Origin of the sequence: Nocardia canadensis (assembly GCF_032656385.1) — a bacterium.
Taxonomy (GTDB): Bacteria; Actinomycetota; Actinomycetes; order Mycobacteriales; family Mycobacteriaceae; genus Nocardia; species Nocardia canadensis.
This window is the reverse complement of sequence record NZ_JAVCWB010000002.1, coordinates 16,248-42,565: the sequence shown is the minus strand read 5'-3', so window position 1 is coordinate 42,565 and position 26,318 is coordinate 16,248. Positions and strand designations below refer to the sequence as shown.

The 26,318-nt window shown below is 69.7% G+C and carries 28 protein-coding genes; 19 read left to right on the top strand and 9 right to left on the bottom strand.

Going from position 1 to position 26,318, the window contains the following annotated elements; all coding sequences use genetic code 11:
• The first annotated feature begins 11 nt into the window (after window positions 1-11).
• From Q7X29_RS03460 to ppnP, 5 genes are all read left to right on the top strand, one after another.
• Window positions 12-917 carry a TIGR01777 family oxidoreductase gene (locus Q7X29_RS03460; protein ID WP_316573280.1) on the top strand — a complete coding sequence of 302 codons (906 nt, stop codon included), beginning with the start codon at window positions 12-14 and terminating at the stop codon, window positions 915-917.
• A complete protein-coding gene (locus tag Q7X29_RS03455) occupies window positions 917-1,420 on the top strand; it encodes a GNAT family N-acetyltransferase (protein ID WP_316573279.1) in 504 nt (167 codons plus the stop codon). Before Q7X29_RS03460 ends, Q7X29_RS03455 begins: the two co-directional genes overlap by 1 nt.
• Window positions 1,421-1,485: 65 nt before the next feature.
• Window positions 1,486-2,235: a lipoyl(octanoyl) transferase LipB gene (gene lipB / locus Q7X29_RS03450; protein WP_218715931.1), complete on the top strand. Its 750-nt coding sequence runs from the start codon at window positions 1,486-1,488 to the stop codon at window positions 2,233-2,235.
• Complete coding sequence (lipA, locus tag Q7X29_RS03445) at window positions 2,232-3,254, top strand: lipoyl synthase (RefSeq protein WP_218715932.1); 1,023 nt, start codon at window positions 2,232-2,234, stop codon at window positions 3,252-3,254. Before lipB ends, lipA begins: the two co-directional genes overlap by 4 nt.
• Before the next feature lie 73 nt (window positions 3,255-3,327).
• Window positions 3,328-3,639 carry a pyrimidine/purine nucleoside phosphorylase gene (gene ppnP / locus Q7X29_RS03440; protein WP_218715933.1) on the top strand — a complete coding sequence of 104 codons (312 nt, stop codon included), beginning with the start codon at window positions 3,328-3,330 and terminating at the stop codon, window positions 3,637-3,639.
• A gap of 61 nt (window positions 3,640-3,700) precedes the next feature.
• Here ppnP and Q7X29_RS03435 read toward each other — a convergent pair whose 3' ends face one another.
• A complete protein-coding gene (locus Q7X29_RS03435; protein ID WP_316573278.1) occupies window positions 3,701-4,693 on the bottom strand; it encodes an SDR family NAD(P)-dependent oxidoreductase in 993 nt (330 codons plus the stop codon).
• A 71-nt stretch (window positions 4,694-4,764) separates the two neighbouring features.
• On the opposite strand from Q7X29_RS03435, the gene Q7X29_RS03430 reads away from it, so the two are divergent.
• On the top strand, window positions 4,765-6,108 hold the full coding sequence (locus tag Q7X29_RS03430; protein ID WP_316573277.1) for a TIGR01777 family oxidoreductase: 1,344 nt from the start codon (window positions 4,765-4,767) through the stop codon (window positions 6,106-6,108).
• A 7-nt stretch (window positions 6,109-6,115) separates the two neighbouring features.
• Here Q7X29_RS03430 and Q7X29_RS03425 read toward each other — a convergent pair whose 3' ends face one another.
• From Q7X29_RS03425 to Q7X29_RS03405, 5 genes are all read right to left on the bottom strand, one after another.
• Window positions 6,116-7,363: a cyclopropane-fatty-acyl-phospholipid synthase family protein gene (locus tag Q7X29_RS03425; RefSeq protein ID WP_316573276.1), complete on the bottom strand. Its 1,248-nt coding sequence runs from the start codon at window positions 7,361-7,363 to the stop codon at window positions 6,116-6,118.
• Window positions 7,360-8,082, bottom strand: coding sequence for a DUF1365 domain-containing protein (locus Q7X29_RS03420; protein WP_316573275.1), 723 nt, complete (start codon window positions 8,080-8,082; stop codon window positions 7,360-7,362). Before Q7X29_RS03420 ends, Q7X29_RS03425 begins: the two co-directional genes overlap by 4 nt.
• A complete protein-coding gene (locus Q7X29_RS03415) occupies window positions 8,079-9,392 on the bottom strand; it encodes an NAD(P)/FAD-dependent oxidoreductase (protein WP_316573274.1) in 1,314 nt (437 codons plus the stop codon). Before Q7X29_RS03415 ends, Q7X29_RS03420 begins: the two co-directional genes overlap by 4 nt.
• 91 nt (window positions 9,393-9,483) lie before the next feature.
• A complete protein-coding gene (locus Q7X29_RS03410) occupies window positions 9,484-10,326 on the bottom strand; it encodes a MerR family transcriptional regulator (RefSeq protein WP_316573273.1) in 843 nt (280 codons plus the stop codon).
• Between the two features lie 35 nt (window positions 10,327-10,361).
• Complete coding sequence (locus Q7X29_RS03405; RefSeq protein ID WP_316573272.1) at window positions 10,362-10,742, bottom strand: hypothetical protein; 381 nt, start codon at window positions 10,740-10,742, stop codon at window positions 10,362-10,364.
• A 137-nt stretch (window positions 10,743-10,879) separates the two neighbouring features.
• Between Q7X29_RS03405 and Q7X29_RS03400 the strand changes: the two genes are divergently transcribed.
• From Q7X29_RS03400 to Q7X29_RS03385, 4 genes are all read left to right on the top strand, one after another.
• On the top strand, window positions 10,880-11,428 hold the full coding sequence (locus tag Q7X29_RS03400) for a lipocalin family protein (protein WP_316573692.1): 549 nt from the start codon (window positions 10,880-10,882) through the stop codon (window positions 11,426-11,428).
• Window positions 11,425-12,747 (top strand): cryptochrome/photolyase family protein, encoded by a 1,323-nt coding sequence (locus Q7X29_RS03395; RefSeq protein WP_316573271.1) that lies wholly within the window; start codon window positions 11,425-11,427, stop codon window positions 12,745-12,747. Before Q7X29_RS03400 ends, Q7X29_RS03395 begins: the two co-directional genes overlap by 4 nt.
• Before the next feature lie 89 nt (window positions 12,748-12,836).
• Window positions 12,837-14,258, top strand: a complete 1,422-nt coding sequence (locus tag Q7X29_RS03390) for a WGR domain-containing protein (RefSeq protein ID WP_316573270.1) — start codon at window positions 12,837-12,839, stop codon at window positions 14,256-14,258.
• 113 nt (window positions 14,259-14,371) lie between these two features.
• The gene (locus Q7X29_RS03385; RefSeq protein WP_316573269.1) at window positions 14,372-16,333 is read left to right on the top strand and encodes a UvrD-helicase domain-containing protein; all 1,962 of its coding nucleotides are present in this window, start codon (window positions 14,372-14,374) and stop codon (window positions 16,331-16,333) included.
• A 124-nt stretch (window positions 16,334-16,457) separates the two neighbouring features.
• Here Q7X29_RS03385 and Q7X29_RS03380 read toward each other — a convergent pair whose 3' ends face one another.
• Together Q7X29_RS03380 and Q7X29_RS03375 are read right to left on the bottom strand one after the other, a co-directional pair.
• The gene (locus Q7X29_RS03380; RefSeq protein ID WP_218716434.1) at window positions 16,458-17,192 is read right to left on the bottom strand and encodes an SDR family oxidoreductase; all 735 of its coding nucleotides are present in this window, start codon (window positions 17,190-17,192) and stop codon (window positions 16,458-16,460) included.
• A gap of 187 nt (window positions 17,193-17,379) precedes the next feature.
• Window positions 17,380-17,925, bottom strand: a complete 546-nt coding sequence (locus tag Q7X29_RS03375; RefSeq protein ID WP_218716435.1) for a hypothetical protein — start codon at window positions 17,923-17,925, stop codon at window positions 17,380-17,382.
• 279 nt (window positions 17,926-18,204) lie between these two features.
• Between Q7X29_RS03375 and Q7X29_RS03370 the strand changes: the two genes are divergently transcribed.
• Together Q7X29_RS03370 and Q7X29_RS03365 are read left to right on the top strand one after the other, a co-directional pair.
• Complete coding sequence (locus Q7X29_RS03370) at window positions 18,205-19,302, top strand: WD40/YVTN/BNR-like repeat-containing protein (RefSeq protein ID WP_218716436.1); 1,098 nt, start codon at window positions 18,205-18,207, stop codon at window positions 19,300-19,302.
• A 3-nt stretch (window positions 19,303-19,305) separates the two neighbouring features.
• Window positions 19,306-19,578 carry a MoaD/ThiS family protein gene (locus Q7X29_RS03365; RefSeq protein ID WP_218716437.1) on the top strand — a complete coding sequence of 91 codons (273 nt, stop codon included), beginning with the start codon at window positions 19,306-19,308 and terminating at the stop codon, window positions 19,576-19,578.
• Window positions 19,579-19,581: 3 nt separating this feature from the next.
• Here Q7X29_RS03365 and Q7X29_RS03360 read toward each other — a convergent pair whose 3' ends face one another.
• Complete coding sequence (locus Q7X29_RS03360; protein ID WP_218716438.1) at window positions 19,582-19,737, bottom strand: hypothetical protein; 156 nt, start codon at window positions 19,735-19,737, stop codon at window positions 19,582-19,584.
• Between the two features lie 141 nt (window positions 19,738-19,878).
• Here Q7X29_RS03360 and Q7X29_RS03355 point away from each other — a divergent pair, with 141 nt between their 5' ends.
• From Q7X29_RS03355 to Q7X29_RS03325, 7 genes are all read left to right on the top strand, one after another.
• A complete protein-coding gene (locus Q7X29_RS03355; protein ID WP_316573268.1) occupies window positions 19,879-21,711 on the top strand; it encodes an outer membrane protein assembly factor BamB family protein in 1,833 nt (610 codons plus the stop codon).
• 128 nt (window positions 21,712-21,839) lie between these two features.
• Complete coding sequence (locus Q7X29_RS03350; RefSeq protein ID WP_218716440.1) at window positions 21,840-22,055, top strand: hypothetical protein; 216 nt, start codon at window positions 21,840-21,842, stop codon at window positions 22,053-22,055.
• Entirely contained in the window at window positions 22,052-23,302 is a 1,251-nt protein-coding gene (locus Q7X29_RS03345; RefSeq protein WP_316573267.1) for a hypothetical protein, read from the top strand. The genes Q7X29_RS03350 and Q7X29_RS03345 overlap by 4 nt, the downstream gene beginning before the upstream one ends.
• 56 nt (window positions 23,303-23,358) lie before the next feature.
• Window positions 23,359-23,670, top strand: a complete 312-nt coding sequence (locus Q7X29_RS03340) for a hypothetical protein (protein ID WP_316573266.1) — start codon at window positions 23,359-23,361, stop codon at window positions 23,668-23,670.
• Window positions 23,670-23,984, top strand: a complete 315-nt coding sequence (locus Q7X29_RS03335) for a hypothetical protein (protein WP_316573265.1) — start codon at window positions 23,670-23,672, stop codon at window positions 23,982-23,984. The genes Q7X29_RS03340 and Q7X29_RS03335 overlap by 1 nt, the downstream gene beginning before the upstream one ends.
• Window positions 23,985-24,004: 20 nt before the next feature.
• Window positions 24,005-25,459 carry a M91 family zinc metallopeptidase gene (locus Q7X29_RS03330; protein ID WP_316573264.1) on the top strand — a complete coding sequence of 485 codons (1,455 nt, stop codon included), beginning with the start codon at window positions 24,005-24,007 and terminating at the stop codon, window positions 25,457-25,459.
• Window positions 25,456-26,166, top strand: coding sequence for a hypothetical protein (locus Q7X29_RS03325; RefSeq protein ID WP_316573263.1), 711 nt, complete (start codon window positions 25,456-25,458; stop codon window positions 26,164-26,166). Before Q7X29_RS03330 ends, Q7X29_RS03325 begins: the two co-directional genes overlap by 4 nt.
• The last annotated feature ends 152 nt before the right edge of the window (window positions 26,167-26,318 follow it).

Here is a 26,318-nt window from a genome sequence, read left to right as displayed (position 1 = left end):
TCGGCCGACGTATGAAGGTGGTGATCGCCGGTTCGTCCGGGCTGATCGGGACAGCGCTCGTCGCGGCTCTGCGCCGCGACGGGCACGAGGTGTCGCGATTGGTGCGCCGCGCTCCCGCGGCACCGGACGAATTCGCGTGGGATCCCGCGCGCGCCCAGCTCGACGAGCGGGCGTTGCGCGGGGCCGACGCGGTGGTGAATCTGTGCGGCGCGAGCATCGGCGCGCGCCGCTGGAACGGTGGTTACAAGCAGACGCTGCGTGACAGCCGGATCACCCCCACCGACGTCCTGGCCACCGCGGTCGCCGCCGCCGGAGTGCCGACGCTGGTCAACGCCAGCGGCGTGCACTACTACGGCGGCGACACCGGCGACGCGGTGGTCGACGAGACCTCCCCCGCCGGAACCGGTTTCCTCGCGACCCTGTGCCGCGACTGGGAAGCCGCGACCGAGCCCGCGAGCTCGGCGGGCGTGCGCACCGTCCTGGTCCGCAGCGCCGTGGTCCTGGCCCGCAACGGCGGCATGCTCAGCATGCTGCAACCGCTGTACTGGCTGGGCCTGGGCGGGCGCCTGGGCAGCGGTCGCCAGTACACCCCGTGGGTCTCCCTCGACGACGAGGTCGGCGCGATCGCCTTCGCGCTCACCCATCCCGAGGTCGCGGGCCCGATCAACGCCGCGGGCCCGGCGCCGGTCACCAACGCGGAGTTCAACCGCGCCCTCGGCCGGGCCCTGCACCGGCCGACCCCGTTCCTCGTGCCCGGTCTCGCCCTGCGCGCGCTGGTCGGCGAGCTGGCCGACGAGGCCATCCTGCGCGGTCCACGCGCCATCCCCGCCGCGCTGGAGCAGGCGGGCTATACCTTCCAGCACCCCACGATCGGCGCCGCGCTGGCCGCGGCCGTCGGTCGCCCCGGAGATCACTGATGTTCATCCGCGACGCCGACAAGGCCGACCTCCCCGCCGTCCTGGCGATCCACAACACCAATATCGCGTCCTCGACCGCGATCTGGGACACCGACGAGGTCGACCTCGACAATCGCCTGTCCTGGTTCGCCGATCGCACCGCCGCGGGCATGCCGATCCTGATCGCCGAGATCGACGGCGAGGTCGCCGGTTACGCCTCCTACGGCCAGTGGCGGCCGAAGACCGGCTACCGCTTCTCCGTCGAGAACTCCGTCTACGTCGACGAGCGCTTCCAGCGTCGCGGCGTCGCCACCGCGCTGCTCACCGAACTCATCGCCCGCGCCACCGATTCCGGCCGCGTGCACGCCATGATCGCCGCCATCGAATCGAGCAACATCGGTTCCATCGCCCTGCACGAGCGCTTCGGCTTCCGCACCGTCGGTGAGCTGCCCGAAGTCGGCCACAAGTTCGGCCGCTGGATGGATCTGACGCTGATGCAGCGCACCTTCGCGCTCGACGTCTGACCGGCCGACCCGCACGTCCCGACCGGTCTTCACCTCCGGTGGCCGGTGGGCGTAACGTCAGGACGGTGAACGACACGCGCCCCACCGCGTCCGCTCGATTCGATACGACCCCGATCGTGGTCGAGGATCTCGGACTCATCGAATACAACGCCGCCTGGGAGTTGCAACGGCAGATCGCCGACGAGCGCGCCGCAGGCGAAGGTGCCGACAAGCTCCTACTGCTCGAGCATCCGTCGGTCTACACCGCGGGCCGCCGCACCGAGACCGAGGACCTGCCGATCGACGGCAGCCCGGTGGTGCAGGTCGACCGCGGCGGCAAGATCACCTGGCACGGTCCGGGCCAGCTCGTGGGCTACCCGATCATCCGCCTGGCCGAGCCCGTCGACGTCGTGCAGTACGTGCGCCGCCTGGAGGAGGCCCTGATCCAGGTGGTCTCCGGCCTCGGGATCGAGTGCGGCCGCGTCGAGGGTCGTTCGGGCGTGTGGCTGCCCGCCACCGAGTGGCTCGCCGAACGCAAGATCGCCGCGATCGGGGTGCGTGTGCAGCGCGGCGTCGCCCTGCACGGCATCTCCCTGAACTGCAACTCCGCCCTCGACGGCTTCCAGGCGATCGTGCCCTGCGGCATCAAGGACGCCGGCGTCACCACGCTGACCCGCGAACTCGGCCGCGAGGTCACCGTCGCCGAGATCAAGCCGCTCGTCGCGGCCGCGATCGTTGCCGCGCTCGACGGCGACATTCCCGTTCGGCCGCATGACATTGATCGCACCACCACCGCCGCGAACGTCGTCGCCCCGAGCGTAGAGTCGGTCCAGTGACCTCCGTAGACGCCTCTGCCCCCGCCGGACGCAAGCTGCTGCGCATCGAAGCGCGCAACGCGGAGACCCCGATCGAGCGCAAACCCAAGTGGATTCGCACCCGCGCCACCATGGGCCCGGAGTACACCGAGCTCAAGGGCCTGGTGAAACGCGAGGGCCTGCACACGGTCTGTGAGGAAGCGGGCTGCCCCAACATCTTCGAATGCTGGGAGGACCGCGAGGCCACCTTCCTCATCGGTGGTGAGCAGTGCACCCGCCGCTGCGACTTCTGCCAGATCGACACCGGCAAGCCCGCCGCCCTCGACCGCGACGAGCCCCGTCGCGTGGCCGAGAGCGTCCAGGCCATGGGCCTGCGCTACTCCACCATCACCGGCGTCGCGCGCGACGACCTCGACGACGGCGGCGCCTGGCTCTACGCCGAGACCGTGCGCGCCATCAAGGCGCTCAACCCCGGCACCGGCGTCGAGCTGCTCATCCCCGACTTCAACGCCGACCCCGACCAGCTCGCCGAGGTCTTCTCGACCCGCCCCGAGGTGCTCGCGCACAATCTGGAGACGGTGCCGCGCATCTTCAAGCGCATCCGCCCCGCCTTCCGCTACGAGCGCTCGCTGGCCGTCATCACCGCTGCCCGCGAGGCCGGCCTGGTCACCAAGTCCAACCTCATCCTCGGCATGGGCGAGACTCCCGAGGAGGTCACCGCCGCGATGCGTGACCTGCACGAGGCGGGCTGCGACATCCTGACCATCACCCAGTACCTGCGCCCCTCCCCGCGCCACCACCCGGTCGACCGCTGGGTCAAGCCGGAGGAGTTCGTCGAGCACTCCAAGGTCGCCGAGGAACTCGGCTTCGCCGGTGTCATGGCGGGTCCGCTGGTCCGGTCCTCCTACCGCGCCGGGCGCCTCTACGCCCAGGCCATGGCCCATCACGGTCGCGAGATCCCCGAGGCGATGACCCACCTGGCCCAGGAAGGCACCGCCTCCCAGGAAGCCAGCTCGGTGCTGGCTCGCTACGGCAGCTGACCACGTCGGGCCAGAGCTCGGTGAGCTCTGGCCCCTCAGTAGACTAAGGGTCCCCTCACCCCCGGAAGGACCCATGTCGAAGTTCGAGAACGTCTCCGTCGTGAAGAAGGCCAACGTCTATTTCGACGGCAAGTGCGTCAGCCACAACATCGAGCTGCCCGACGGCACCTCGAAGTCCGTGGGCGTGATCCTGCCCGCCACCCTGACCTTCACCACCGGCGCCCCGGAGATCATGGAGCTCATCGAGGGCGAGGCGAAGGTGACCCTCCCCGGCGAGACCGAGCCGAAGGTCTTCCGCGGCGGCGAATCGTTCTCGGTCCCCGGCAACAGCGCCTTCGACATCGAGGTCGTCGAAACCCTGCACTACGTCTGCCATTTCGGCTGATCGTCGTCACCCCGAAGGGCGGTGGCGCCGGCGGAGCCGCCGCCCTTCGCCGTCGGTGCGATCAGCTCGCGCCGGGAGCCCCGATCAGCGCGCGGCACTCCCGCCAGAGCGCGACGGCGTCGGCATCGGAGTAGCGGGTGCCCGGCCGCAGGTGCAGCGGGCGGATCCGGCGATCGTGCCAGAACTGGCCGGACGGCAGCGTGTTCCGGGTGGCGGCGAGCCAGACCGCGGTGTCGGCGCCTTCGGCCGGGGTCCGCAGCAAGGGCCGGGTCATCCGGCGGAACCGGGGCAGCGCGTCGGCGATACCGGGGGTGTCGACCCACCCGGGGTGCACCGCGTGCACGCCGATCCGCTCCTCGGCCAGCTCGACGGCCAGCAGCGGCGTCAGCGCGACCTGCATCCGTTTCGTGCGCGCGTACGCGGCGGCGCCGCGGTAGTCGCCGTGCCGGTATTCCGGATCCTCGACCGTCAGGGGCTGGGCATACATCCCGCCCGAGGACATGAGCACGACTCTGGCCCCGCGTGCCGCGGCCAGCAACGGGCGCACCAGCTCGGTCAGCAGCAACGGACCCAGCACATGGGTGGCGAAGGTGAGCTCGTGGCCGGTGCTGGTCTCACGGCGTTCCGGTGACAGCACCCCCGCGTTGTGCACGAGGGCATCGATCGGCGTGTCGCCGAGCGCGGCGGCACAGCGCCGGACCGAATCGGGTTCGGCGACATCGCATTCGACCACCGTCACCGTGGCGTCGGGATGCCGTTCGCGCAGGCCGTCCGCCGCGTCCGCGCCCCGCTGCGGATTCCGGACCGCGAGCACGATCGCGGCGCCCAGCTCGGCCAGGCCGTCGGCGACGGCCAATCCGATCCCACTGTTGGCGCCGGTGATCACCACCCGACGCCCCCGCATCGCGTCGGCGGGGGGATCGTCATCCGGCCAGCAACGCCGGCGCAGGGCGATGCCCAGGCGGCTGTATCCGGGCAACACAGTTCGGTCGAGGAGCGCATCGACGCGCGATGGCTCGAAGTTCGCATCGTTACTCACGTCATTAGCGGTCACCCCTCCAGAGTACCGCGATAAACGATGCACAAACGATTCACACCGCCGGGCAGACGGGTTACAGTCGAACTATGGGCATCGACTGTTCGACAGTTGTCTCCGCACCTCGCGACGAGGTCTTCGCCTGGTTCGCCAGGCCCGGTGCGTTCACGCGCCTGGCGCCGCCCTGGCAACCGGTCCGGCTGCTCAGCGAAGCCGACGATCTGGCCCGCGGCGCCGCCGTCCTCGGCCTGCCGGGCGGCCTGCGCTGGGTCGCGCGGCACGATCCGGCCGCCTACGACCCGCCCCGCCGTTTCGCCGACGCCGTCGCGACCGAGGGGCTCGCCTCCGCCCCGGTCGGCCGCCTGCTGCCGTGGCGGCACACCCACGACTTCACCGCCGTCGACGACGAGCACACCCGCGTCGCCGACCACGTCGACACCCCACTGCCCACCCGCCTGCTGCGCCCGATGTTCGACTACCGCTACCGCCAGCTCACCGACGACCTCGCCGCCCACCGGCGCGCCGCCGAGCGCGGCTTCACCGCCCGCACCATCGCGGTCAGCGGCGCCTCCGGCATGGTCGGCACCGCGCTGTGCGCGTTCCTGACCACCGGCGGTCACGATGTCGTCCGGCTGGTGCGCCACGCCCCGTCCGATCGCACCGAACGCCGGTGGGACCCCGCCGATCCCGCGCCCGACCTGCTCGACGGCGTCGACGCGGTGGTTCATCTGGCGGGCGCGCCCATCGCGGGCCGATTCACCGACGAACACCGCCGCGCCATCGCCGACAGCCGGATCGGCCCGACCAGGGCGCTGGCCGAGGCCGCGGCCCGCAGCGGCGTCGGCACGTTCGTCTGCGCCTCCGCCATCGGCTACTACGGCTACGACCGGGGCGAGGAGGTCCTCACCGAGACCGCCGATCCCGGCGACGGCTTCCTCGCCGAGGTGGTGACCGGCTGGGAGGCGGCGACCGCACCGGCCGAGGCCGGCGGCGGCCGGGTGGTCCAGGTCCGCACCGGCATCGTCCAGTCACCCACCGGCGGCACCCTGCGCTTGCTGCGACCGCTGTTCGCGGCGGGCCTCGGCGGCCGGATCGGCGACGGCACCCAGTGGCTGTCCTGGATCGGCCTGGACGACCTGCTCGATGTCTATCATCGTGCGCTCTGGGACGATTCCCTCACCGGCCCGGTCAACGCGGTCGCCCCGAATCCGGTCTGCAACAGCGAGTACACCGAGGTATTGGCCCACGTCCTGCACCGGCCCGCCCTGCTGCCGGTGCCCTCGTTCGGCCCGGCGCTGCTGCTGGGCGAGCAGGGCGCGCGGGAACTGGCCGAGGCGAGCCAGCGGGTGTCCCCGGCGCGGTTGTCCGAGGCGGGCCACACCTTCCGCGCTCCCGACCTCGAACAGACCCTGCGTCACCTGCTCGGCCGCTGAGCCGGGATCATTCCCGCGCGAGAACGAACTGCCCCACGTCGAGGTACCCGGACCGGAAACCCGCCTCCGAGTACGCCAGATACAGCCGCCACATCCGCACGAACGTCTCGTCGAACCCGAGCGCGCCGATCTGCGCCCGCGCGTCCTCGAACCGTTCCCGCCAGGCACGCAGGGTGCGCGCGTACTGCGGACCCATCGAGAACTCCTCGCGCACGCGCAGGTCCGAGCCACGCGCGACGGATTCTTCGATCGCCCGCACCGAGGGCAGGAACCCGCCGGGGAAGATGTACTTCTGGATCCAGGTATAGGTGTGCCGGGTGGCCAGCATGCGCTCGTGCGGCATGGTGATGGCTTGGATCGCGGCCCGCCCACCCGGTGCGAGCACCCGGCCGATGGTCGCGAAATAGGTGTCCAGGTATTCGTAACCGACCGCCTCGATCATCTCCACCGAGACGACGGCGTCGTAGGTGCCGCGCACCCGGCGGTAGTCGAGCAGGTCCACCCGCACCTGCTCGGCCAGTCCCGCCGCCGCCACCCGCGCCCTGGCCGCGGCCTGCTGCTCGGACGACAGTGTCACGGTGTGCACCCGCGCGCCACGCGCGGCCGCCCGGACGGCGAGTTCGCCCCAGCCGGTGCCGATTTCGAGCAGCCGGGTGCCGGATCGCACGCCCGCGCGGTCGAGCAGCCGGTCGATCTTGGCGCGCTGGGCGGTGGCGAGATCATCGGCCGGATCGGCGAACAGCGCGGCCGAATAGGTCATGGTCTCGTCGAGGAACAGCCCGAAGAAGTCGTTGGACAGGTCGTAGTGCCGGGCGATGTTGCCGCGCGTGTTGTCCTCGGAATTGCGTTCGGCGGCGGGATGTCCGGCGACGTAGAGACGGCGCAACCGGGCCAGCGGGCGCGGCACCACCTCGGCGACGTGGGCGGCGAGCACGGTCAGCACGCCGACGAGATCGGGCGCGTCCCAGTCACCGGCCATGTACGACTCACCGAAGCCGATGAGCCCGGCGGCGCCGACCCGGGCGGCGAAGTCGCCGGGCCGGTGCAGGATCAGGCACGGCACTCCGGTGGCCGAACCGGCGACGGTGCCGTCGGGGTAGCGCACCGCCAGCGGCAAGCGGCGGGTCAGGCGGCGGACCAGCACGTCGACGGCCATCGCCGACACGCCCGCGCGCAGGCCGTTCGGCACGGCCAGGTCCGGCCACCGATCCCGCTCCGGCACAGCGGGATTCGCGGTGGTGTCCACGGTTGTCATCGGAGCGCCTCCTCGGGCACGGCCACCGGACGCGGTACGACCGGCAGTCCCCTGGCCCAGAGCACCACGCCCTGCCACCGGATACGCGCGGCCACCAGCAGTGGCGGAATCGGGTCGGTCAGCACGGCGCGCACGATCGCGCCGGTGGTGGCGGGCACGCATCGGCCCGCCATGGTGGCGACGAAGATCGGCCGGTCGGTCGCCAGCGTGATCGACACCCGCAGCGTGGTATCCGGCTCGGGCACCCGCAGCCGATACTCGCCCGCCACCGGGTTGAACGGCGAGACGTAGAACTCCTTGCCGACCCGCGCGCGACCGTCGCCGTCGGGCCGCAGCAGGTAGCGATGCGCGCCACCGTAGGTGTTGCGGACCTCGGCGATCACACACACCGGCGTGCCGTCACGGTCACGGCACCAGTACAGCGTCAGCGGATCGAAGACGTAGCCGAAGGCACGCGCGCCGGCCAGCATCAGCACCCGTCCTCCCCGCAGGTCGATGCCCTGGGTCGCCAGGTACCCGTCGATGGCGGCCCGCAGCGAGCCGCCGCGTTCGCCCAGGTGGTCGCCCGCGTCGAAGCCGACGAACGGCCGCAGCCACCAGGGGAACCGGGGCAGCCGGTCCAGATCGACCAGCCAGCTGTGCCCGCGATAGCGGAAGGCGTGCCGGATCGGCGCCAACCGGGTGTGCCGGATGTCGGTGCGGATCAGCCGAGCGGTCACGACACCGCCACCAGGCCGGGCAGCGGTCCCGTCCAGCGTCCGCCCAGCCGCTCGGCGGCGCGCAGTCCCGACAGCGCGCCGTCCTCGTGGAAGCCCCACCCGTGGTAGGCGCCCGCGAACGCCGTGCGCGCGCACCCGAGTTCCCCGGCGCGGGCGCGGGCGGCCACCGATTCCGGGGTGTAGAGCGGGTGTTCGTAGGTCATCGTGTCCAGCACCGCGCCGGGATCGATCCGGTCGCCGTCGCCCAGGGTGACCAGGAATCGTCGGTCGCCGGTGTCGTCGAGACGCTGGAGCCGGGTCAGGTCGTAGGTGACCAGGACGCGGTCGGGTTCGGCGGCGCAGGCGGGCAGGCGGTAGTTCCAGGACGCGCGAGCACCGGTGGCGCGCGGCAGCAGACGGGAATCGGTATGCAGGACAGTGTGATTCACTGAGTAGGGCATCGCCGAGAGGAGGTCGCGTTCGGCGGCGCTCGGCTCGGCGAGCAGGGCCAGCGCCTCGTGCGGATGGGTCGCGATCACCGCGGCGTCGAAGTCGTCGACGCCGTCGTCGGCGGTGCGGACGGTGACTCCGTCGGGATGCCGGTGCAGCGCCCGGACCGGGGTCGCGACCTGTACTCGGTGCAGGCGTTCGGCGACCGCCGCGACGTAGGTCGCCGATCCCCCGGTGACCGTGCGCCAGGTGGGTGAGCCGAACACCGTCAGCATGCCGTGGTGTTCGAGGAAGGTGAACAGGTAGCGGGCCGGATAACGCAGCGCGGTGCGGGGATCGCAGGACCAGACCGCCGAGATGAGCGGTGCCAGGAAGTGGGTGCGGAAGTAGGCGGAGAATCCGGCGTCGGCCAGGAATTCGGCCACGGTGCGTTCCGTCGTCGGGTCCGCGGCGAGTTCGGCGCGGGCCAGGCGGTGGAACCGCGGCACTTCGGCGAGCAGTCGCAGATACCGCCCCCGCATCAGGTGCCCGGGGCGCGGGAACAGGCCGGGCAGCCCGCGCGCGCCCGCGTATTCGAGCCCGCAGCCGTCGCAGCGCACCGACATGCTCATGTCGGTCTCCCCGGTGGCGATATCGAGCTCGCCGAACAGCCGCTGCAGTGTCGGGTAGGTGCGGTCGTTGTGCACGATGAACCCGGTGTCCACGCCGATGGTCTGCCCATTGCCCGCGACCACACGGTGGGTGTCGGCGTGCCCGCCGAGACGGTCCTGTGCCTCGTAGAGCGTGACCTCGGCCGAGCGCGCGAGCACCCAGGCCGCGGTCAGCCCGGCGACACCACCGCCGATCACCGCGACTCGGCGCTGCCCGTTCGATGCGTTCATTGCGATTCCTCCGGTCGTCCCCCGGCCAGCGGATGGACGATCCACCCGAAGTGAATCAATTATGCATCGTTTGGTGACCGACGGCCAGTCGTCAGCGCAACGCCTCGACCGCACTCGAGAGGGAGGCGATCCGCGCGACCGCGGGCGGCAGCAGCGCCGCGTCCCAGCCGGGCCCGCCGACGAAGACCCGTGCGCCCGCGTCGAGGCCGGCCAGCACAGCCGAGGTCAGCGCGCTCGATTCCCGCTGCGACCACAGCAGCAGCGAGGTCGGCCCCGAGGGCCGGGCCAGCGCGCCGACCAGCGCGACGGTCGGCACGTCCGCGCCGAGCATCCGGGCGCCCACTCCCTGCTCGGCCAGTGCCGCGCGCAGCACTTCCAGTGGGAGCGAATGGGTCTCACCGCCGGTACAGGCGAGCACGACGGTCCGATCGGCGACCGCGGGCGCGGTCTGCACCCGCTGCATCACCGCCGCGATCGACCACGACAGCAGATGCTCGACATCGATGCAGTTCTCCCCGACACCCTGACGTGCCACGATGTCGGCGAAGGCGGGCCTGCACAGCTCGTCCCAGGTGCGGACGACGCCGTAGGCGCGCACGTGCGCCTCGACGAGGTCGACCGAGGTCGCGGAGTCGAGCGCGAACGCGGCGTCGAGCAGGTCGACGCGGTTGCCCGCCCGCACCGCGGGCCCGCGGGCGGCCGCCGCCGCGCCCGCCGGACTGGCACCGTCGCGGATCAGCGTCAGCATGCGTTCGAGCAGGCCGATGTCGGCTTCGGTGTAGAGCCGATGCCGACCGGGACGGTCCTGCGCGGGCCCGATGGCGTAGCGGCGATTCCAGCTACGCAGGGTGGCCGTCGGGATGCCGAGACGATCCGCGACCGCGCGCACGGTGTACCCGGCCGCGTCGGAGACAGGGGCGGAACCGGCGGACATCGTTCCATTCTGACCGATGCCGCTCCGCCCGCGTGTCACGGCCGTGCGGCGGCGGGTCGCCGCGGCCACGCCAGTGCCGTGGTTCCGGCACCGAGCAGGCCCCAGACCAGCGGCACCGCGATCGCGGTGCGGCGCAGGCGAGGATCGACCGCCGTGCCGAGGACCAGCGCGTCGGCGAGGTCGGCCGCGATCCGCACGCCCCCGGCGGCCCGCGCGACGCGGGCGTCTGGCGCGAGCACCATGGCCGCGCCGGAGATCGCGTCCCGGCAGCCGACCATGCGCGCCAGCGCCCGGCTGCCCGGCCGGTCGGTCTCGAATCCACACGGCCGCAGCAGCACCTCGGGGCGAACGGCCACACTCGCGCCGTAGGCGGCGGTCGCCAGGCCGAGCAGACGGAACGGCCACTCCCGTGTCATCGACAACTCCTCTCGCCGGGTGAATCAATTATGCATCGTTTCTTGATAGTCTGTCAGTACCAACAATCCGAGGAGTTCTCGTGCGCATCGCCCATTCCTCCGTTCCGCTCCGCCTCCCGCTGCTCGCCTGCGCGGCGATGGCCGCCGTGGCGCTGGCACCGGCCACCGCGTCCGCCGCGCCCCCGGCGCCGGTGCCGTCGCTCGATGTCGAGCGCTATCTGGGCGTCTGGCACCAGCTGGCCGCGATCCCGGCCCCGTTCAGCCTCGATTGCGCCGGCGACACCACCGCCACCTACACCCTCGACGACGCCGGTGACGTCGGCGTCTACAACCGCTGCCGTACCTGGTCTGGCGGCACCAACGAGATCCGGGGCACCGCGACGGTGACCGATCCCGTCACCAACGCCCAGCTGCATGTCTCCTTCCCCGGCGTGCCCGGCCAGGATCAGCGCACCGGCGCCCCCAACTACATCGTCACGGCCCTCGGCCCGGACTACTCCTGGGCGGTCGTCACCGATCCCAGCCGCCTGTCCGGCTTCGTCCTGTCACGCACCCCCGCCGTCGACGCCGCCACCTGGAACGACATCGACGCCGCGATCGTGGCCGCCGGCCAGAACACCTGTGTCTACCTGACCACGCCGACCGCGGGCGGCCGCTCCGACATCACCCCGCTGTGCGCCCGATGACCGTCTCGATCGCGCTGTTCACCCGGGACCTGCGCACCGCCGACAACCCGGTCCTCACCGCCGCGCACCGCGACAGCGATGCCGTCGTCCCGCTGTTCGTCGTCGACGACGGCATCGTCCCGGACCGCTGCCCGCCCAATCGCGCCGTCTTCCTCGCCACCGCGCTGGCCGAACTCGACGAGCGCCTGCGCGGGATCGGCGGGCGCCTGGTGGTCCGGCGGGGCGAGGTGACCGACGTCGTGGCCCGGATCGCCGCCGAGACCGGCGCGAGCGCGGTGCATCTGGCCGAGGACGTCAGTGCCTACGCCMCCCGCCGCGAACAGGCCCTGCGGGACCGCCTCGCCGGCACGGACTGCGCCGTGCGCACCCACAGCGCGGTCGTCACCGCGGCCGATCCCGCCGTCCTCACCCCCGCGACCGGCCGTGACCACTACGCGGTGTTCACCCCCTACTTCCGGCGCTGGGTCGACGCTCACCAGCGCCACCCGCTGGGCACCCCGCGCGCGCTGTCCGTTCCCGACGTGGCCGGCGACGCTCTGCCTGCGCCCGGCGACCTGTCGGCCGGCGAGCCGTCCCCGAACTGCCCGCGTGGTGGCGAGATCAGCGGCCGGGTGCTGCTGCGCAAATGGCTCGCGGGCCCGATCCAGGACTACGCCGACCGCAACGACGACCTCGCCGCCGACGCCACCTCCCACCTCTCCCCGCACCTGCATTTCGGCTGCCTGTCGCCGGTCGAGATCGTCCACCGCACCGACCTGTCCGACCCCGGCGGTCACGCCTTCGCCCGCCAGCTCGCCTGGCGCGACTTCCACCACCAGCTCCTGGCGGCGCGCCCCGACACCGCCTGGACCAGCTACCGTCCCGGCCCGTTCGCCGTGCGCACCGACGCCGACGCCGTCGCCGCCTGGAAGGACGGCCGCACCGGCTACCCGATCATCGACGCCGCCATGCGCCAGCTCGTCACCGACGGCTGGCTCCCCGGCCGCGCCCGCCTGATCACCGCCTCCTTCTTCGCCAAATCCCTGCGCCTGGACTGGCGCATCGGCGCGGCCCACTTCCTGCACTGGCTCGTCGACGCCGACCTCGCCAACAACCAGCTCAACTGGCAGTGGGCCGCGGGCACCGGCACCGACACCCGCCCCAACCGCGTCCTCAACCCCCTGCGCCAAGCCGACCGCTACGACCCCGACGGCACCTACGTCCGCACCTGGCTCCCCGAACTGGCCCACCTCGACGGCCCCACCATCCACCGCCCCTGGCGCGCCGAGATCCCCCACTCCGTCTATCCCCCACCGCTACTCGACGTCGCGGGCATGTGACCTGCGCGGACTCCACCCGCCCCGCCGATGTCGGTGTGCCTTGCTAGTTTTCGCTCGTTCGACCCACCGCACGAGCTCAGCGAGGATCCATGACGACCGCCGAAACCACCTACCTGGAACTGTCCGACGACACCGGTTCCTCGCACAAGTTCTACGAGGTGATCGTCACCGGCACCCAGGTGAACATTCGCTTCGGCCGGATCGGCGAACAGGGTCAGTCCAAGGCGAGCTCGTTCGCCACCGCGGAGAAGGCGAATTCGGCCGCGCAGAAGAAGATCGGCGAGAAGGTTCGCAAGGGCTACGCGCCCGCCGTCATGGGCGCGCGCGAGCGTCGCTCGGTGACCCGCCGCGTGATCACCAGCCAGCGTTCCACCGCCAAGAGCGCTCCGGTCCTGTGGCGCTTCGACTCCGGCGCCGCCGCGTTCGGCATCTTCGTCGACGAGCAGCGCTGCTGGGTCGGCAACGAGAACGGCGAGGTCTACACCCTCACCCCCGACGGCGTCGTGACCAACCGCTACCAGCTCCCCGACGGCGTGAAATGCCTGGTGGCCGATGACTTCTGGATCTACGCGGGCTGCGACGACGGCCGCGTCTACGACCTGTCGGGCAAGGTCCCGCGCGCCGCCTACGACGTCTCGGCCACCGACGTCTACTGGCTCGACATCCACGACGGCATCCTCGCCGCCTCCGACGCCGCGGGCGGCCTGACCGTGATCGACCACGAAGAGGAATCCCTCTGGTCGGCGCGCAGTATCGGCAACTCCGGCTGGATGGTCCGCCTCGACCCCACCGGCGTCTACCACGGCCACAGCGCGGGCGTCACCAAGTACACCTTGGAAACCGGTGCCACCCAATGGCATTCGCCTACCCGGGGCTCGGTCCTGTTCGGCTGGCAGGAGACCTCCGACGTCTACGCGGGCACCTCGGCCAACCGCGTCGAGGAGATCACCAAGCAGGGCGTCACCACCCGCGCCTACCAGTGCGACGCCGCCGTCTTCTCCTGCGCCGCCTCCCCCGACGGCCGCTACGTCTTCGCCGGCGACTCGCACTCCTCGGTCTACTGCTTCGACGCCACCGGCACCCGCCGGTGGAAGCTGGCGACCGGCTGCGGCTCGGCCTACTCCATGCAGTACCACGACGACAAGCTGTACCTGGTCACCACGTCCGGGGCGCTGGCCTGCCTCGACGTGAGCGAGTCCGCCGTCCGCGACGCCGACCAGGGGGTGCTCCCCAGCACCGTCTCGGTCAAGGCCCCCGAGATCTCCGCCGTCCCCGCCTCCAGCACCCTCGAGGTCACCACCGACGCCGGCACCGGCATCGTCGTCGAATGCGTCGAACACGGCGGCTCCCTGCGCGTCCACGTCGTCAGCCCCGGCTACGAACGCGGCTGGAACGTCCAGTTCCCCCGCGACATCCGCCAGGCGGGCACCCGCTACGTCGTCGACGCCGTCACCGAATCCGCCCGCGGCGGCTTCTACCGCGTCCGCGGCGACATCCGCCGCCTGAGTTGACCGGCAGTCCGGCCGAACGCCGCTCCCTCGATGACCGGATTCCTCGTCTGACATGAAGTATCTTGTCAGACAAGGCATTACGACCTAATGCCACGGACCGCATCGGGGGGATCATGTCCGACATCAGCAGGCATCGCCGCGCCCACTGGGCGGAGCAGCAGATCGCCGCGCATCCGCAGCTCACCGCATCGCAACGTCGCTTCCTCTCCGCCATCCTGATCGAACCGCGATGGCATCTCTTGCTCGACACGACACCGCCCACGCCGGACCGGGCGGCGGCATTCGCGATCGGCCGGTCCGGAGTGTTCGCGCTAATCTTCACCGATACGGTGCCAGCCGACCAGGTCGTTCGCGGAATCCGCCGCACCGCCGAGGAGATGTTCGCGAACTTGCTGTTCGACCGTGCGCAGTTCGTCCCGCACACCCTCGAACTGGTGCTGCTCATGCAACGGCGGGTGCCCACGGAGGCACACGATCCTTTCCTCACCGCCGATGAAGCCACGATCCGTGACACCCTGCTGACGCGTGAACGATTGCTGTCGCCGAGTCGGGCCGCGACCATCGCGGCCACGGTCGCCACCCGGGTGGGCGCGAGCTTCACCTCGATCAGCACCGACGACGCACCGACACCGGAAACCGTCGCCACGGATGGCTTGTTCGACAGCGCCGATCTGGACAACGACACCCGGTCCGCCTCTCTGACCCGGCCGTTTCGCGAGTGGATCACCTTCCTCGACCCCGAACAGCTCGCCCTCGTCCACGCCAATTTCACCGGGCCCGCGCGGTTCAGCGGCCCGGCGGGCACGGGTAAATCCGTGGTGGCGCTGCACCGCATGGCCCATTTCGCCAAGCGGAACCCAGGTCGGCTGCTGTTCACGAGCTTCGTCCGCACGCTGCCCACCTATCACCGGTCCGGGTTCGCGCGGATCGCACCGACCGTGGTCGACCGCACCGAGTTCATCGGCCTGCACGCGTGGGCGACCGGATTCCTCAAATCCCGCAAGGTCACCTTCCACCTCGACGTCGACGCGGCCGACGACGCCATGGCCCGAACGTGGATGGGTGTCCGTCACCGGCTCGACGGCTACGGGGGGACCGATTTCACCTACTGGGAAGAGGAGATCAAACGGGTCATCAAGGGTCGCGGCCTGACCACGCTCGACGAATACCGCGCCATCGAACGATCCGGTCGCGACGGGTTGCGCCTCACCGGCCGCCAACGGGAATACGTCTGGGACAACCTGTTTCTGCCCTATCAGCAAAGACTGGCGGACAAACAGACCCACGACTTCAACGACGTCATCGCGCTGGCCACCGATGAACTCCGGCAGAGCCCGTTCGACGACGACGAGCGCTACTCGATGGTGGTCGTCGACGAGGTGCAGGACTGCACGCTGATGGAGCTCCGGTTGGTCCACCGCATCGCCGGAGGCACCGACACCGACCAGCTCCTCCTGGTCGGCGACGGACAGCAGCAGGTCTATCCAGGTGGTTGGCGGCTCTCCGATGCCGGGATCCCGCTGGCGGGTGGCCGCGGCCGGGTGCTGCGCACGAACTACCGGAATCGTGCCGCCGTGCTGGATCTGGCCAAGCAGCTCGAGGCGGGCAATACGGTCGACGACCTGGACGGCGGGCGCGGATTCGTCCTGCGCGACAGCGACGGGACGCTGCCCGACGGCGCGGCCGTGAAAGTCCGTCTACGCCGCGACGAACTCGATGCCGCCTTCCTGCACGCCGTCCGAGACTGTGGTGTCCCCACGGGCGAGATCGCCGTGATCGTGGATACGCACCGGGATGCCAAGCACTGTCGCGACCTTCTCCACGCGGCCGGCCTGCCGACGATGGCGCTCGACGACTACAACGGCACTCAGCTCGCCGAGATCAAGATCGGCACCGTGCACCGCGCCAAGGGCATGGACTTCGCCGCCGTCTTCCACATCACCACCGAACCGGCGACCTTCGCGACCGTCCGGGGCGCCACCCGTGATCGGGCGGAACTCGCCGCACGGCAGAAGCTCGTGGCCGTCACCCGAGCACGCGACTACGCGTGGCTGGCCTACATCACCGATCAGTGACCTGGTGTCGGGGTCGGCGACACAGCCCGTCGCCGGCCCCGACTACCCGTCATGGTCGGTTCGTGCCCCACGGATCGGCCCGTGGGGCTGAGTCCGAATCACCCGGTACGGACCTCGTCCTCGTTCAGAAACTCTTGTGCGGCACCCCGACCGTGAGCCCACCGTCGACCACGAATTCCGCACCGGTCGAATACGAAGACTCGTCCGACGCGAGATACGCGACCAACGCCGACACCTCGTCCGGCTCGGCCGCCCGCTTCACCGGAATCTGCAGGAAGTCCGCCGGAATCCCCTCGGTCATCGGCGTGCTGATCAGCCCGGGATGCACCGAGTTCACCCGGATTCCCTGCGCCGCCAGCTCCAGAGCCGCCGACTTGGTGAGTCCGCGCACCGCGAACTTCGTCGCCGTGTACCCGTGCAGACCCGGGCTGCCGCGCATCCCCTCGACCGAGGAGATGTTCACGATCGACCCGCCGCTCGTCATCGCGGGCACCGCGGCCTGCATCCCGAGGAACGTCCCGGTCAGGTTGATGTCGATGATCCGCTGCCACTCCTCCAGCGCGAAGTCGACCAGCAGATTCCCGTTGACGATCCCCGCGTTGTTCACCAGCACGTGCAGTCCGCCGAAGGTCTCGACCGCCGCCGCCACGACCGCGGCCCACTGCTCGGGTTCGCGCACATCCAGGTGCCGGTAGATCGCGGCATCGCCGAGCTCCTTGGCGACGACGGCGCCTTCGTCGTCGAGCACGTCACCGAGCACCACCGACGCGCCCTCGGCGACGAACCGGCGCGCGTGCGCCGCGCCCATCCCCCGCGCTCCGCCGCTGATCACCGCGACTTTGCCGGCCAACCGTCCCATGTCCACATTCCTCTCACCAGAACTGAGCCACTCTCACCGTAGGAGCGTGGACCCGTTCCGCGTGGGGATATGCCTAAATGAAAGGTGAGTCGATCCGACGAAATACCGACACGGCCCGCTCGCCGCACCGGGTTTCAGCCCTGGCCGATGCGCCACTACGCCCCTGCGGCCGGATGATTCGCCGTGATCAGCAGGTGAGGTTGGCCGCGCCGTACGAGGAGAACGACACGTGCACGTGGTCGTAGTGGTTCTGGGTCGGGCTGCCCCGGTCCTCCATGTAGGACCAGCCGCCGCCGTCGTTGTAACGCTGCTGCCAGATCACATAGGTGACGCCGAAGCGCGCCTTGTTGGCCAGCACGAACGCGGCGATCGCGTCACCCTGGGCGGGGTTGGAGGTCATGATGTCGAGCGCGAGACCCGCGCCGTGGTCACCGTCGAATCGCCCGTTGGCGCCGCCGATGTCGTCGAGCCCGAACATCTTCTGCACCATGTGGCTGACCTGCGCGACGTGGGGCTGGGTGCCCTTCCACTCCGTCGAGCACAGGTACTTCAGCTTCGAGGCCGACAGCGTCGCCGACTCGTCGTCCGCCGCGACCGGCGCCGGCGCGATGGTCGGTTCGTCGTGGGTCAGCGCGGGCAGGACGTCGACCTCGACCGCGGACGGCGTGTGCGGCACGACGGCCGCGACCTGCTGTACTTCGGTTCCGCCCGGCCGGAACGCCATCCAGAGCATGCCGGGAACCGTTGCTGCGAGGCTGCACACAGCCAACGACATGCGCCCCGTCGGAGGAGCGGGGGTGCGATGTTGACCAGGCACTTTATCAATCACCAGCTACTGTCGAGAACAAGGTCACTGCCAGATTACGAAATGGTCGCGAAAAAGTCACGCTCGTGCGACGGGTTGCGCACGATCGGACCAGTATCCCTCACCGATCGCGATCATGCGGCCCTTACGTCCCCGCGGAGTACGCTCATTTTCATCCGCGTCGGTGAGACGACCTGGAGGTCGGCGATGGACGTACTTCTCGGAATCGGCACGCGCAAGGGATTGTTCCTGGCCCGCAGCTCGGACGACCGGGCGAGCTGGACGGTGAGCCCGCCCCAATTCCCGGTCGCCGATGTGAAAGCCCTGGCCATCGACACCCGCCGCACGCCACCACGTCTGCTCGCGGGTGTCCTCAACAGCCACTTCGGCCCGACGCTGGTCTCCAGCGACGACCTCGGCGCGACCTGGACCGAACCCGACGACGCCCCACTGGCCTTCCCCGCCGACACCGACGCCGCACTCGAGGGTGTCTGGCAGATCGCCCCCGCCACCGCCGCCGAACCCGAGGTGGTCTACGCGGGCGTCGAACCGTCGGCGCTGTTCCGTTCCACCGACGGCGGAAGGACTTTCACGCTGGTCAGAGGCCTGTGGGACCATCCCCACCGGCCGCAGTGGGCGCCGGGCGGCGGCGGTCTCGCACTGCACACCGTCCTTCCCCACCCCACCGATACCCAGCGCCTGGCCGTGGCCATGTCGACCGGCGGCGTCTACCAGACCGCCGACGGCGGCGCCTCCTGGACACCGACCAACAAGGGCGTCACCGCCGACTTCATGCCCGGCGAGCTGCCCGAATGGGGCCAGTGCGTGCACAAGGTCGCCCGCGACGCCGAAACCCCCAGCACCCTCTACCTCCAGAACCACGGCGGCGTCTTCCGCAGCACCGACGACGGCACCACCTGGCAGTCCATCGACGCCGACCTCCCCCCGTCGAACTTCGGCTTCCCCATCGTCGCCCACCCCCGCCGCCCCGGCGTCATCTACACCTTCCCCCTCGTCGCCGACATGGACCGCTTCCGCTTCCCACCCGACGCCACCTGCGCGGTCTACCGCAGCGACGACGCGGGCCGCACCTGGACCGCGACAACGAACGGCCTACCGACGGTGCCCTTCTGGGCCTCCGTCCTGCGCGACGCCATGACCACCGACGACGCCGACCCCACCGGCATCTACTTCGGCACCCGCAACGGCGAGGTCTACTGCAGCCCCGACGAAGGCGACCACTGGCACCTCGTCGCCGACAAACTCCCCGACGTCCTCTGCGTCCGCGCCGCCGTCATCGGCTGACCCATGGCCCGCGTCCTGCTCCCCTCCGCCCTGCGCCCCTACGCGAACGGCGCGCGAGAACTCGACATCGACGGCCCCACCCTCGGCCACGTCCTCGACACCCTCCGCGACCGGTCCCCCGCCCTGGAACGCCGCCTCCGCGACGAACGCGGCACCCTCCGCCGCTACGTCAACTTCTACATCGACGGCGACGAATGCCGCACCTTGCACGGCGTGGACACCCCACTGACCACCACCACCGAACTGATGATCATCCCCGCCGTCGCCGGCGGCTGACCCTCACAACCCATACTTGCGCACGAACTCCTCGGTGAGATCCACCGAGGGAACCCCCTGATCCACGCCCCGCGTCTCGATCGTCGTCTCTTCGATGAGCTCCGAAGGCTCCGGCGGAAGTTCCCGCCACCTCGCCCGCGGATCATGCTGCTCGGACATCTCAGCTCCCCTCGTCCCCCTCCAGAGTAGACGGAAGTGGTTACCGCCGTGGGCCGTCGAGACGCGCGGGCTTGGTAGCCCGCGACTACGCTACTTCCCTGCCGGAGACACATCGGTCACTGACAAGGGGAGTTCAGTTCCATGGGGGATCTACACAGCACCACGCCGGACGACCGCCCAACCGCGACGCTCCCCACCCTGGAGCGTCCACTCGGCCGCCTGCCCCGCACCCGCGCGACAGCCGCCGCGACCGGCACCGGCCTGCTGATCGGCGGTGTCCTCCTCGCCCTCTACAGCTGGTTCGGCGCCACCACACGCCCCGTGAGCACGACGCTGGCCCAGCCCGCGCAGTTCGCCGCCGTCGCCGGCGTGCTCGGCACCGTCGTGCTCGCGATCGTCGTCGCCGCATGGTTCACCGGACGGCGACGCAGGATCGATCTGTGGAACAGCCAGCACGCCTGGGAACTCCGCGCCGGCGGTGCGGTCGTGCTGGTGCTCTTGATCCTCGTCGGCATGTCCTGGAGTCGGCATCTGCCCAGCAGCTTCTCGGAGATCCGCGCGGACTATCCCTACTTCGACCAACTCCCCACGGCAGTCGGCGCGATCGCGCTCGTGGGCGTAGGCGCGATTCTCGCCCTGCTGCTCACGATTCACATGGGCCTGGCCAGAACCGTCAGCCGCCGCATTCTCTCGATCGCCGTCACCGCCGGGTTGGCGGTATCGACCGCCGTCGCAGTCACCGCCGTACGCGCGGGCGACGACAGCGCCAACATCGACCACCTGACGGTCGCCGAGGCTCCGATCGCCCCGGTTCCCGGCCGGATCACGGCCGAGGCGTATCGCCTCCAACTGCCCCCGACCAACGAACGACGGGAGTCCACTGGCCGCCAAGTACTCGCGGCGGGAACGGGATTCGTCGTCGTGAGCATCGACGGCGTGCGCGCCTACGACGGCGCCACCGGCGAACCACGCTGGCACTATCTGCGCCGACCGCAGTCCGGCCATCGCGTCATGTGGCCCGATTCGGGCGCCGCGTTCACGACGGCCGACCGCTCGGTCCTGATCACCCGCTGGTTCGCCGAAGACACCACGACACGTATCGCTTTCGACGCCGTGACCGGCCGGCTCCTCTGGACCTCCGCAGACCACAACGACTACACGGCCGACTATCCCGACGTTGCCCGCAGGGTGATCAGTGCAACCACCGCCACCGACCTCCTGGTCGAAACCGACGACGCAGTCACGGGATACGACGCCCGCACCGCCGCCCGGCGCTGGACGGTCGCTCTCCCCACCGCCGGCTGCACCCCGGACCAGGGGAAGACGCTGGCGTCGGACCGAGCCGTGTACCGGCTGTACCGCTGCGGTGAATCGACCCGTCGTCTCTTCGCGATCGACACCACCACAGGCACGCTGGTCGGATCCCGCGATATCTCCACCCGCAACAGTCCCTCGGCCTCGCTGCTCGAGAACACGTTGCGAATCAGCTGGTACCAGCACGAGGACCAGGGCAACTACTACCTACTCGTCGACCGCGCCGACCGAATATCGACTGCCCCGATCCGTACCGCAGGCAGCCCCTTCGCCGCCGACCCCAACGGTCCGGAGGTGCTGGTCGCGATGCCGGAGCCCGAAGGCCCACAGCACAGCAAATACGCCGGGATGACGACAACCGACAGCATCGACCTCCGACGGATACCCGGTATGACACCGGGATACGAAGGCATCGACGGCGACTACTTCTACTTTCTCGCCGACGAATTCGTCGATCTGAACTTCGGTGGCTCCACCCACGAACTATCGATCCGGGACCGCCGAACCCTGCTTCCCACCAGCACGATTCCCATCACCAACCCCTGCCGCCCCGGTCTCGCCCAGCCCACGCTGATGCGCGCCTCGTCAACCGTCCTGGTCGTGTGCCAGAACAACGAGGCGATCGGCAACGCCACCCTCGACATCATCGGCTTCCGATAACAGTCCAGCCCCGACGCCGACGCACCTCCCATATCCGACAGTGATCCTCGCCGCCGAAGAAGCGGCGGCGATCACCCACAGCTATCGTGTAATCGCCACTGCCACAACACCATCGAAGGAGCCCGACGGTGCCGGACCGCCTCGACCAGCTGACCGCGACCCTCGGAGCCCCTCCCCCGGCGGAGTTCGCGACCCTCGATGCCGACGACCTCACCCGCCTCCACGGTCTCACCGAATCGGCACTGGCCGCCCGCAAGGCCGCGATGGACGACGCCCTCGGCGCGGGAATGCACCTGATCCCCCGGCTGGCCCGCCCCGCCGTCCGAAAGGTCCTAGGACTATGAGCAGCATGCGGCACACCCTGGCCGAGATCGCGAAACTGGCCCGCGTCCTCGACGTCGACCCCGCCGAACTGAACTTCCTGACCACCCGATCCCCTTCGGCGATCAAGGCTTTCCGCGACCAGGTCAGCGACGAGATGTCCGGCCGCGACGTCCTGCGCATGCAACGCGTCGCCGCCGCGGTGAAACTGGTCCCCAAGCCGATCGCCGCGCTCGTCGCCGAAAAGGCACTCGGCCCCGCCCTGGCCGCCGCCGTCGCCGGCGCGGTCGAACCGGCCCGCGCGGTCGGGATCGCCGAATCCCTGTCCCCCAAGTTCCTCGCCGACGCCACCGTCCTGCTCGACCCGAAACGCGCCGCCGAAGTCATCGCCCGCGTCCCCGACACCATGGCCGCCGAGGTAGCCAAGGAACTCATCGCCCGCGGCGACTACCTCACCATGGGCCGCCTGGCCGGCGCCATGCCCGACTCCATCCTGTTCGCCGCCCTCCCCCAAGCCACCGACAGCGACATCCTCCAGGTCGGCCTCCACCTGGAAGACAGCTCCCAGGCCGAACGCCTCCTGAACATGGTCACCGACCGCGTCCCCGGCATGGTCACCACCATGTACGCCGAGGAGAAATGGGCCGACGCCATCTCCCTCCTCGACATCATCGGCCCCGAGGAACGCGCCCGCATGGCCGACATCGTCGCCGAACAAGACGACGAGATCCTCGACGGCCTCCTCACCGCCGTCACCGAACTCGACGCCTGGGACGCCCTCCTCCCCGTCGCCGCCGGCATGGCCATCACCGGCTTGCAACGCCTGGCCCAGCGCCCGGTCATGCACGACCCCGCCACCCTGGAACGAGTCTCCGACATCTCCCTGGCCCAGGGCCTCTGGCTCGATCTCCTCCCCCTGGTCCCCCACCTCGATCACAACCAGCAACGCTGCATCGCCCGACGAGTCCTCGCCGAAGACGACACCGCCCTCCGCGACCTGATCCTCCTCGCCAGCCCCGCAGCCCCCACCATGCTCCCCCTGGCCCTGATCATCGACGGCGAACCCCGAACCCGCGTCCTCACCCTCCTCGACGGCCTCCCCGAGCTCGACTCCCTCGTCGAACTCCTCGGCACCGGCGACGCCACCGCCTGGGAAACCATCGTCGCCGTCAACGCCGAACTCCCCGACCGCGTCCGCAAACTCCTGGTTGTGCAGGCCCGTACCTGCGGCCTCGACGAAGTCGCCGCGGCATTGTCGAACGAGTCCTAGACGCCAGCTGTTGACCCCGCACCGCTCCCTCACTAGCCTTCCAGCAAGGGGGGCACATGAGTGGTACCGGAAATCTGGACCTGCCTGTCGCGGAATTGGTTTCGACTATCCAGCGGCTCGTGACCGAGACCGAGACAGTTCGATACGACTGGAACTCGCTGTCTACCGAGATGCACGGCGCCGAGCCGGGTTGGGGCGGTGAATCGACAACCGCCGCCGCGACCCTCGACGCCGCCTTCGACACTGTCGGATCCGCGCTGCTGACGGTCCTGACCGGGTTCACCGAGGCCGTCATATCCAGCATCGACTCGCTCGCCGCGGTCGACGGCTCGACGGCGGCGGCCCTGACCGCTCAGACGGGCGCCTGATGGCCGCGACCTGGTCCGACGTGATCTCCTGGAACTCCGACACACTGATGACCGCGGTCCGCGCATTGTCCCGCCGCAGCCAATCGGTGCGCGATTTCGAGGGCTACATCGATCGCGCCTCCGCGTTCCCCGACTGGACCGGCGCGACCAAGGATGCCGCGCAACAGAATCTGCTGACGTCGAAGAACGAACTCAGCCGAATCGCCGGAATCGTCGAACCACTCAAACAGGTCGCGATCAACCGTGCCGACACCATGGATCGACTCCGAACACGAGCGACCGATCTCGAAACCTGGGCAACGACAGAGGGATAGAAATCGCCGCGGACGGGTCGGTGACGGACAGCTGGAAACGCGACGGACGAGACACCGACCTGACCGACTCCGAACGCACCCGACGCACAACGGTGCAATCGGACATCGTCGCCTCGGTCACGGCCATCATCGCCGACGCGAACACCGACGACCAGACCACCGCCGCGGCACTCCGAACCGCCGCCACCGAATTGGGCGGCGGCCTCGACCCGGCGGGGCAACCCGTGGTCGTCACCACCGACAAGACCGTCGTGATCAAGACAGGCGACGGCGACGACGATGTCGACGTCCACGAAGACCCGAACACCCACATCGTGACCGTCACCGTGAACGGCAAGGAGTACAAGTTCGAAGGCCGGCAAGCCCAGAACATCACACTCTTCACCGAAGGCGGCAACGACAAGATCTCCGTCGACGCGGGCACCCAGGTCGGATTGAAGCTCGAAGGCGGCGCGGGAAACGACAAGGTCCAAGGCGGCGGCGGTAAGGACTACATCAACGGAGCCTCCGGCGACGACATCCTCGGCGGCGGCACCGGTGACGACGTCATCTACGGCGGCGAGGGCAACGACACCCTCTTCGGCGGCGACGGCAACGACTACGTCGAAGGCTCGGCCGGTGACGACACCGTCTTCGGCGGTTTCGGCAACGACACCGTCTCGGGCGGCGCCGGCAACGATCGCCTCCAGTCGGGCGGCGGCGACGACAAGGTCTACACCGGCGCCGGTACCGACGCGGTCGGCAACGACGGAGGCAACGACACCATCTACGCCCAGGACGGCGAGGATTCCGTCGGCGCCGCCGGCCAGAACGGCAGCAACAACGTCGTGAACGTGGTGCTCAGCGACATACCCGACAAAGTCACCGTCACCGGATCCCCGGAATTCCAGGATCGCGTACGAGCTGACTTGGAGTTCATGCGGTCATCGCCGATCGGGCAACAGATGCTCGCGAGCCTGGGCGAAACCCCGCACAGCGTCACGATCATCGAAGGAGCGGCCGGATCGGACTCCGCCAGAGCGACAGATCCCGCCGCAGCGGATCTCGGCGCCGACGGCAAACCAGGCGCCGGTACCTCGTCGACGATCACTTACAACCCACGCGGCACATCGTTCTCCGAGGTCAGCTCCGCGTACGCTGGAACGCCGTACGACAACCACCCACCGATCACGACCCTCTACCACGAAGCCGCGCACGCCTACGACGAAACGCATGGCACAATGCGGCCGACGTCCGATGTCTACACCGGCACCGACGCGGTCGACCGCCAGTACCCGAACAAGTACTCGCCCACCGGCGAAGGCATGTTCGAACGCGAACGGGTCGCCGTCGGCCTGACCATCGACCACGACAACGACCCCAGCACACCGGAACAGTTCGCCGACGAGAGCGAGCATCCCTCGGTGCTGACCGAGAACGCACTACGAGACGAACTGGGAATCCCCCGCCGAGAACACTACGCACCCGGGAAGTGATCAGTACTCCCATGAACATACGACGGGTCCTCTTCGCATCGTCGATCCTCGTCCTCACCGGGTGCACCCAAGAGCACATCGACTCGGCTACGCGATACTCGGCGATTCCAACCACCTCGCCACAACCATCGACCACTCCGATCGACGAGAACCGAAACCAGTGGTGCGAACCCGCCCCGGCGCACTGGGACGAAAAACTGGGGCTGACTGTGGACATCACGAAAACCCCAACGGAACTGATCATCCGCTACACCGCGACCAACAACCGAACCAGCCCCGTCTACGCGATCAACCGAATCCAGCAGGACACCGGCTCGGCCGCCCCTCGCGAGAGGCATTTCGTCGTACCCCGCACCGATGGTGTCGTCGAGATCAGCCAGCGACAATTCCTGTACCGATCACCGAATTGCCTAGTGCCGAGATCGATCCCGCTCCCGCCCCCACTGGCAACCCGAATCGAACCCGGATCCACTCTGACCGACAGGATCCACGTGCCGCTGCCATTGCGTGTAGTCCACCCGGAAGGACCTTCGGCGACGGAAAACCTGCCGCCTCTGACGGGCCCTCCGTATTCGATCTCGTTCTGCCTCGGCTTCTCGTCGACAGCCGGCCCTGCCCCTCGCGACGTCGACGGCGAATCCCTGTACACCGGCTTGCCCGGCGGGCAGGAGACGATCGCCTGCAGTACCCCTCTCCTACTGCCGTGATTCGCCCGGGCGCCCCGCTCCCCCACGGCATCGTCGTGCGTGCGCGGTGAGATAGCTGCCACCGGATTCAATTGGGGGATATCGTGTTCCGTCCGTATCGCGTTGCCGTACAACACAGCTCGGTCATCACGACCGACCACACCGCCCGTCCG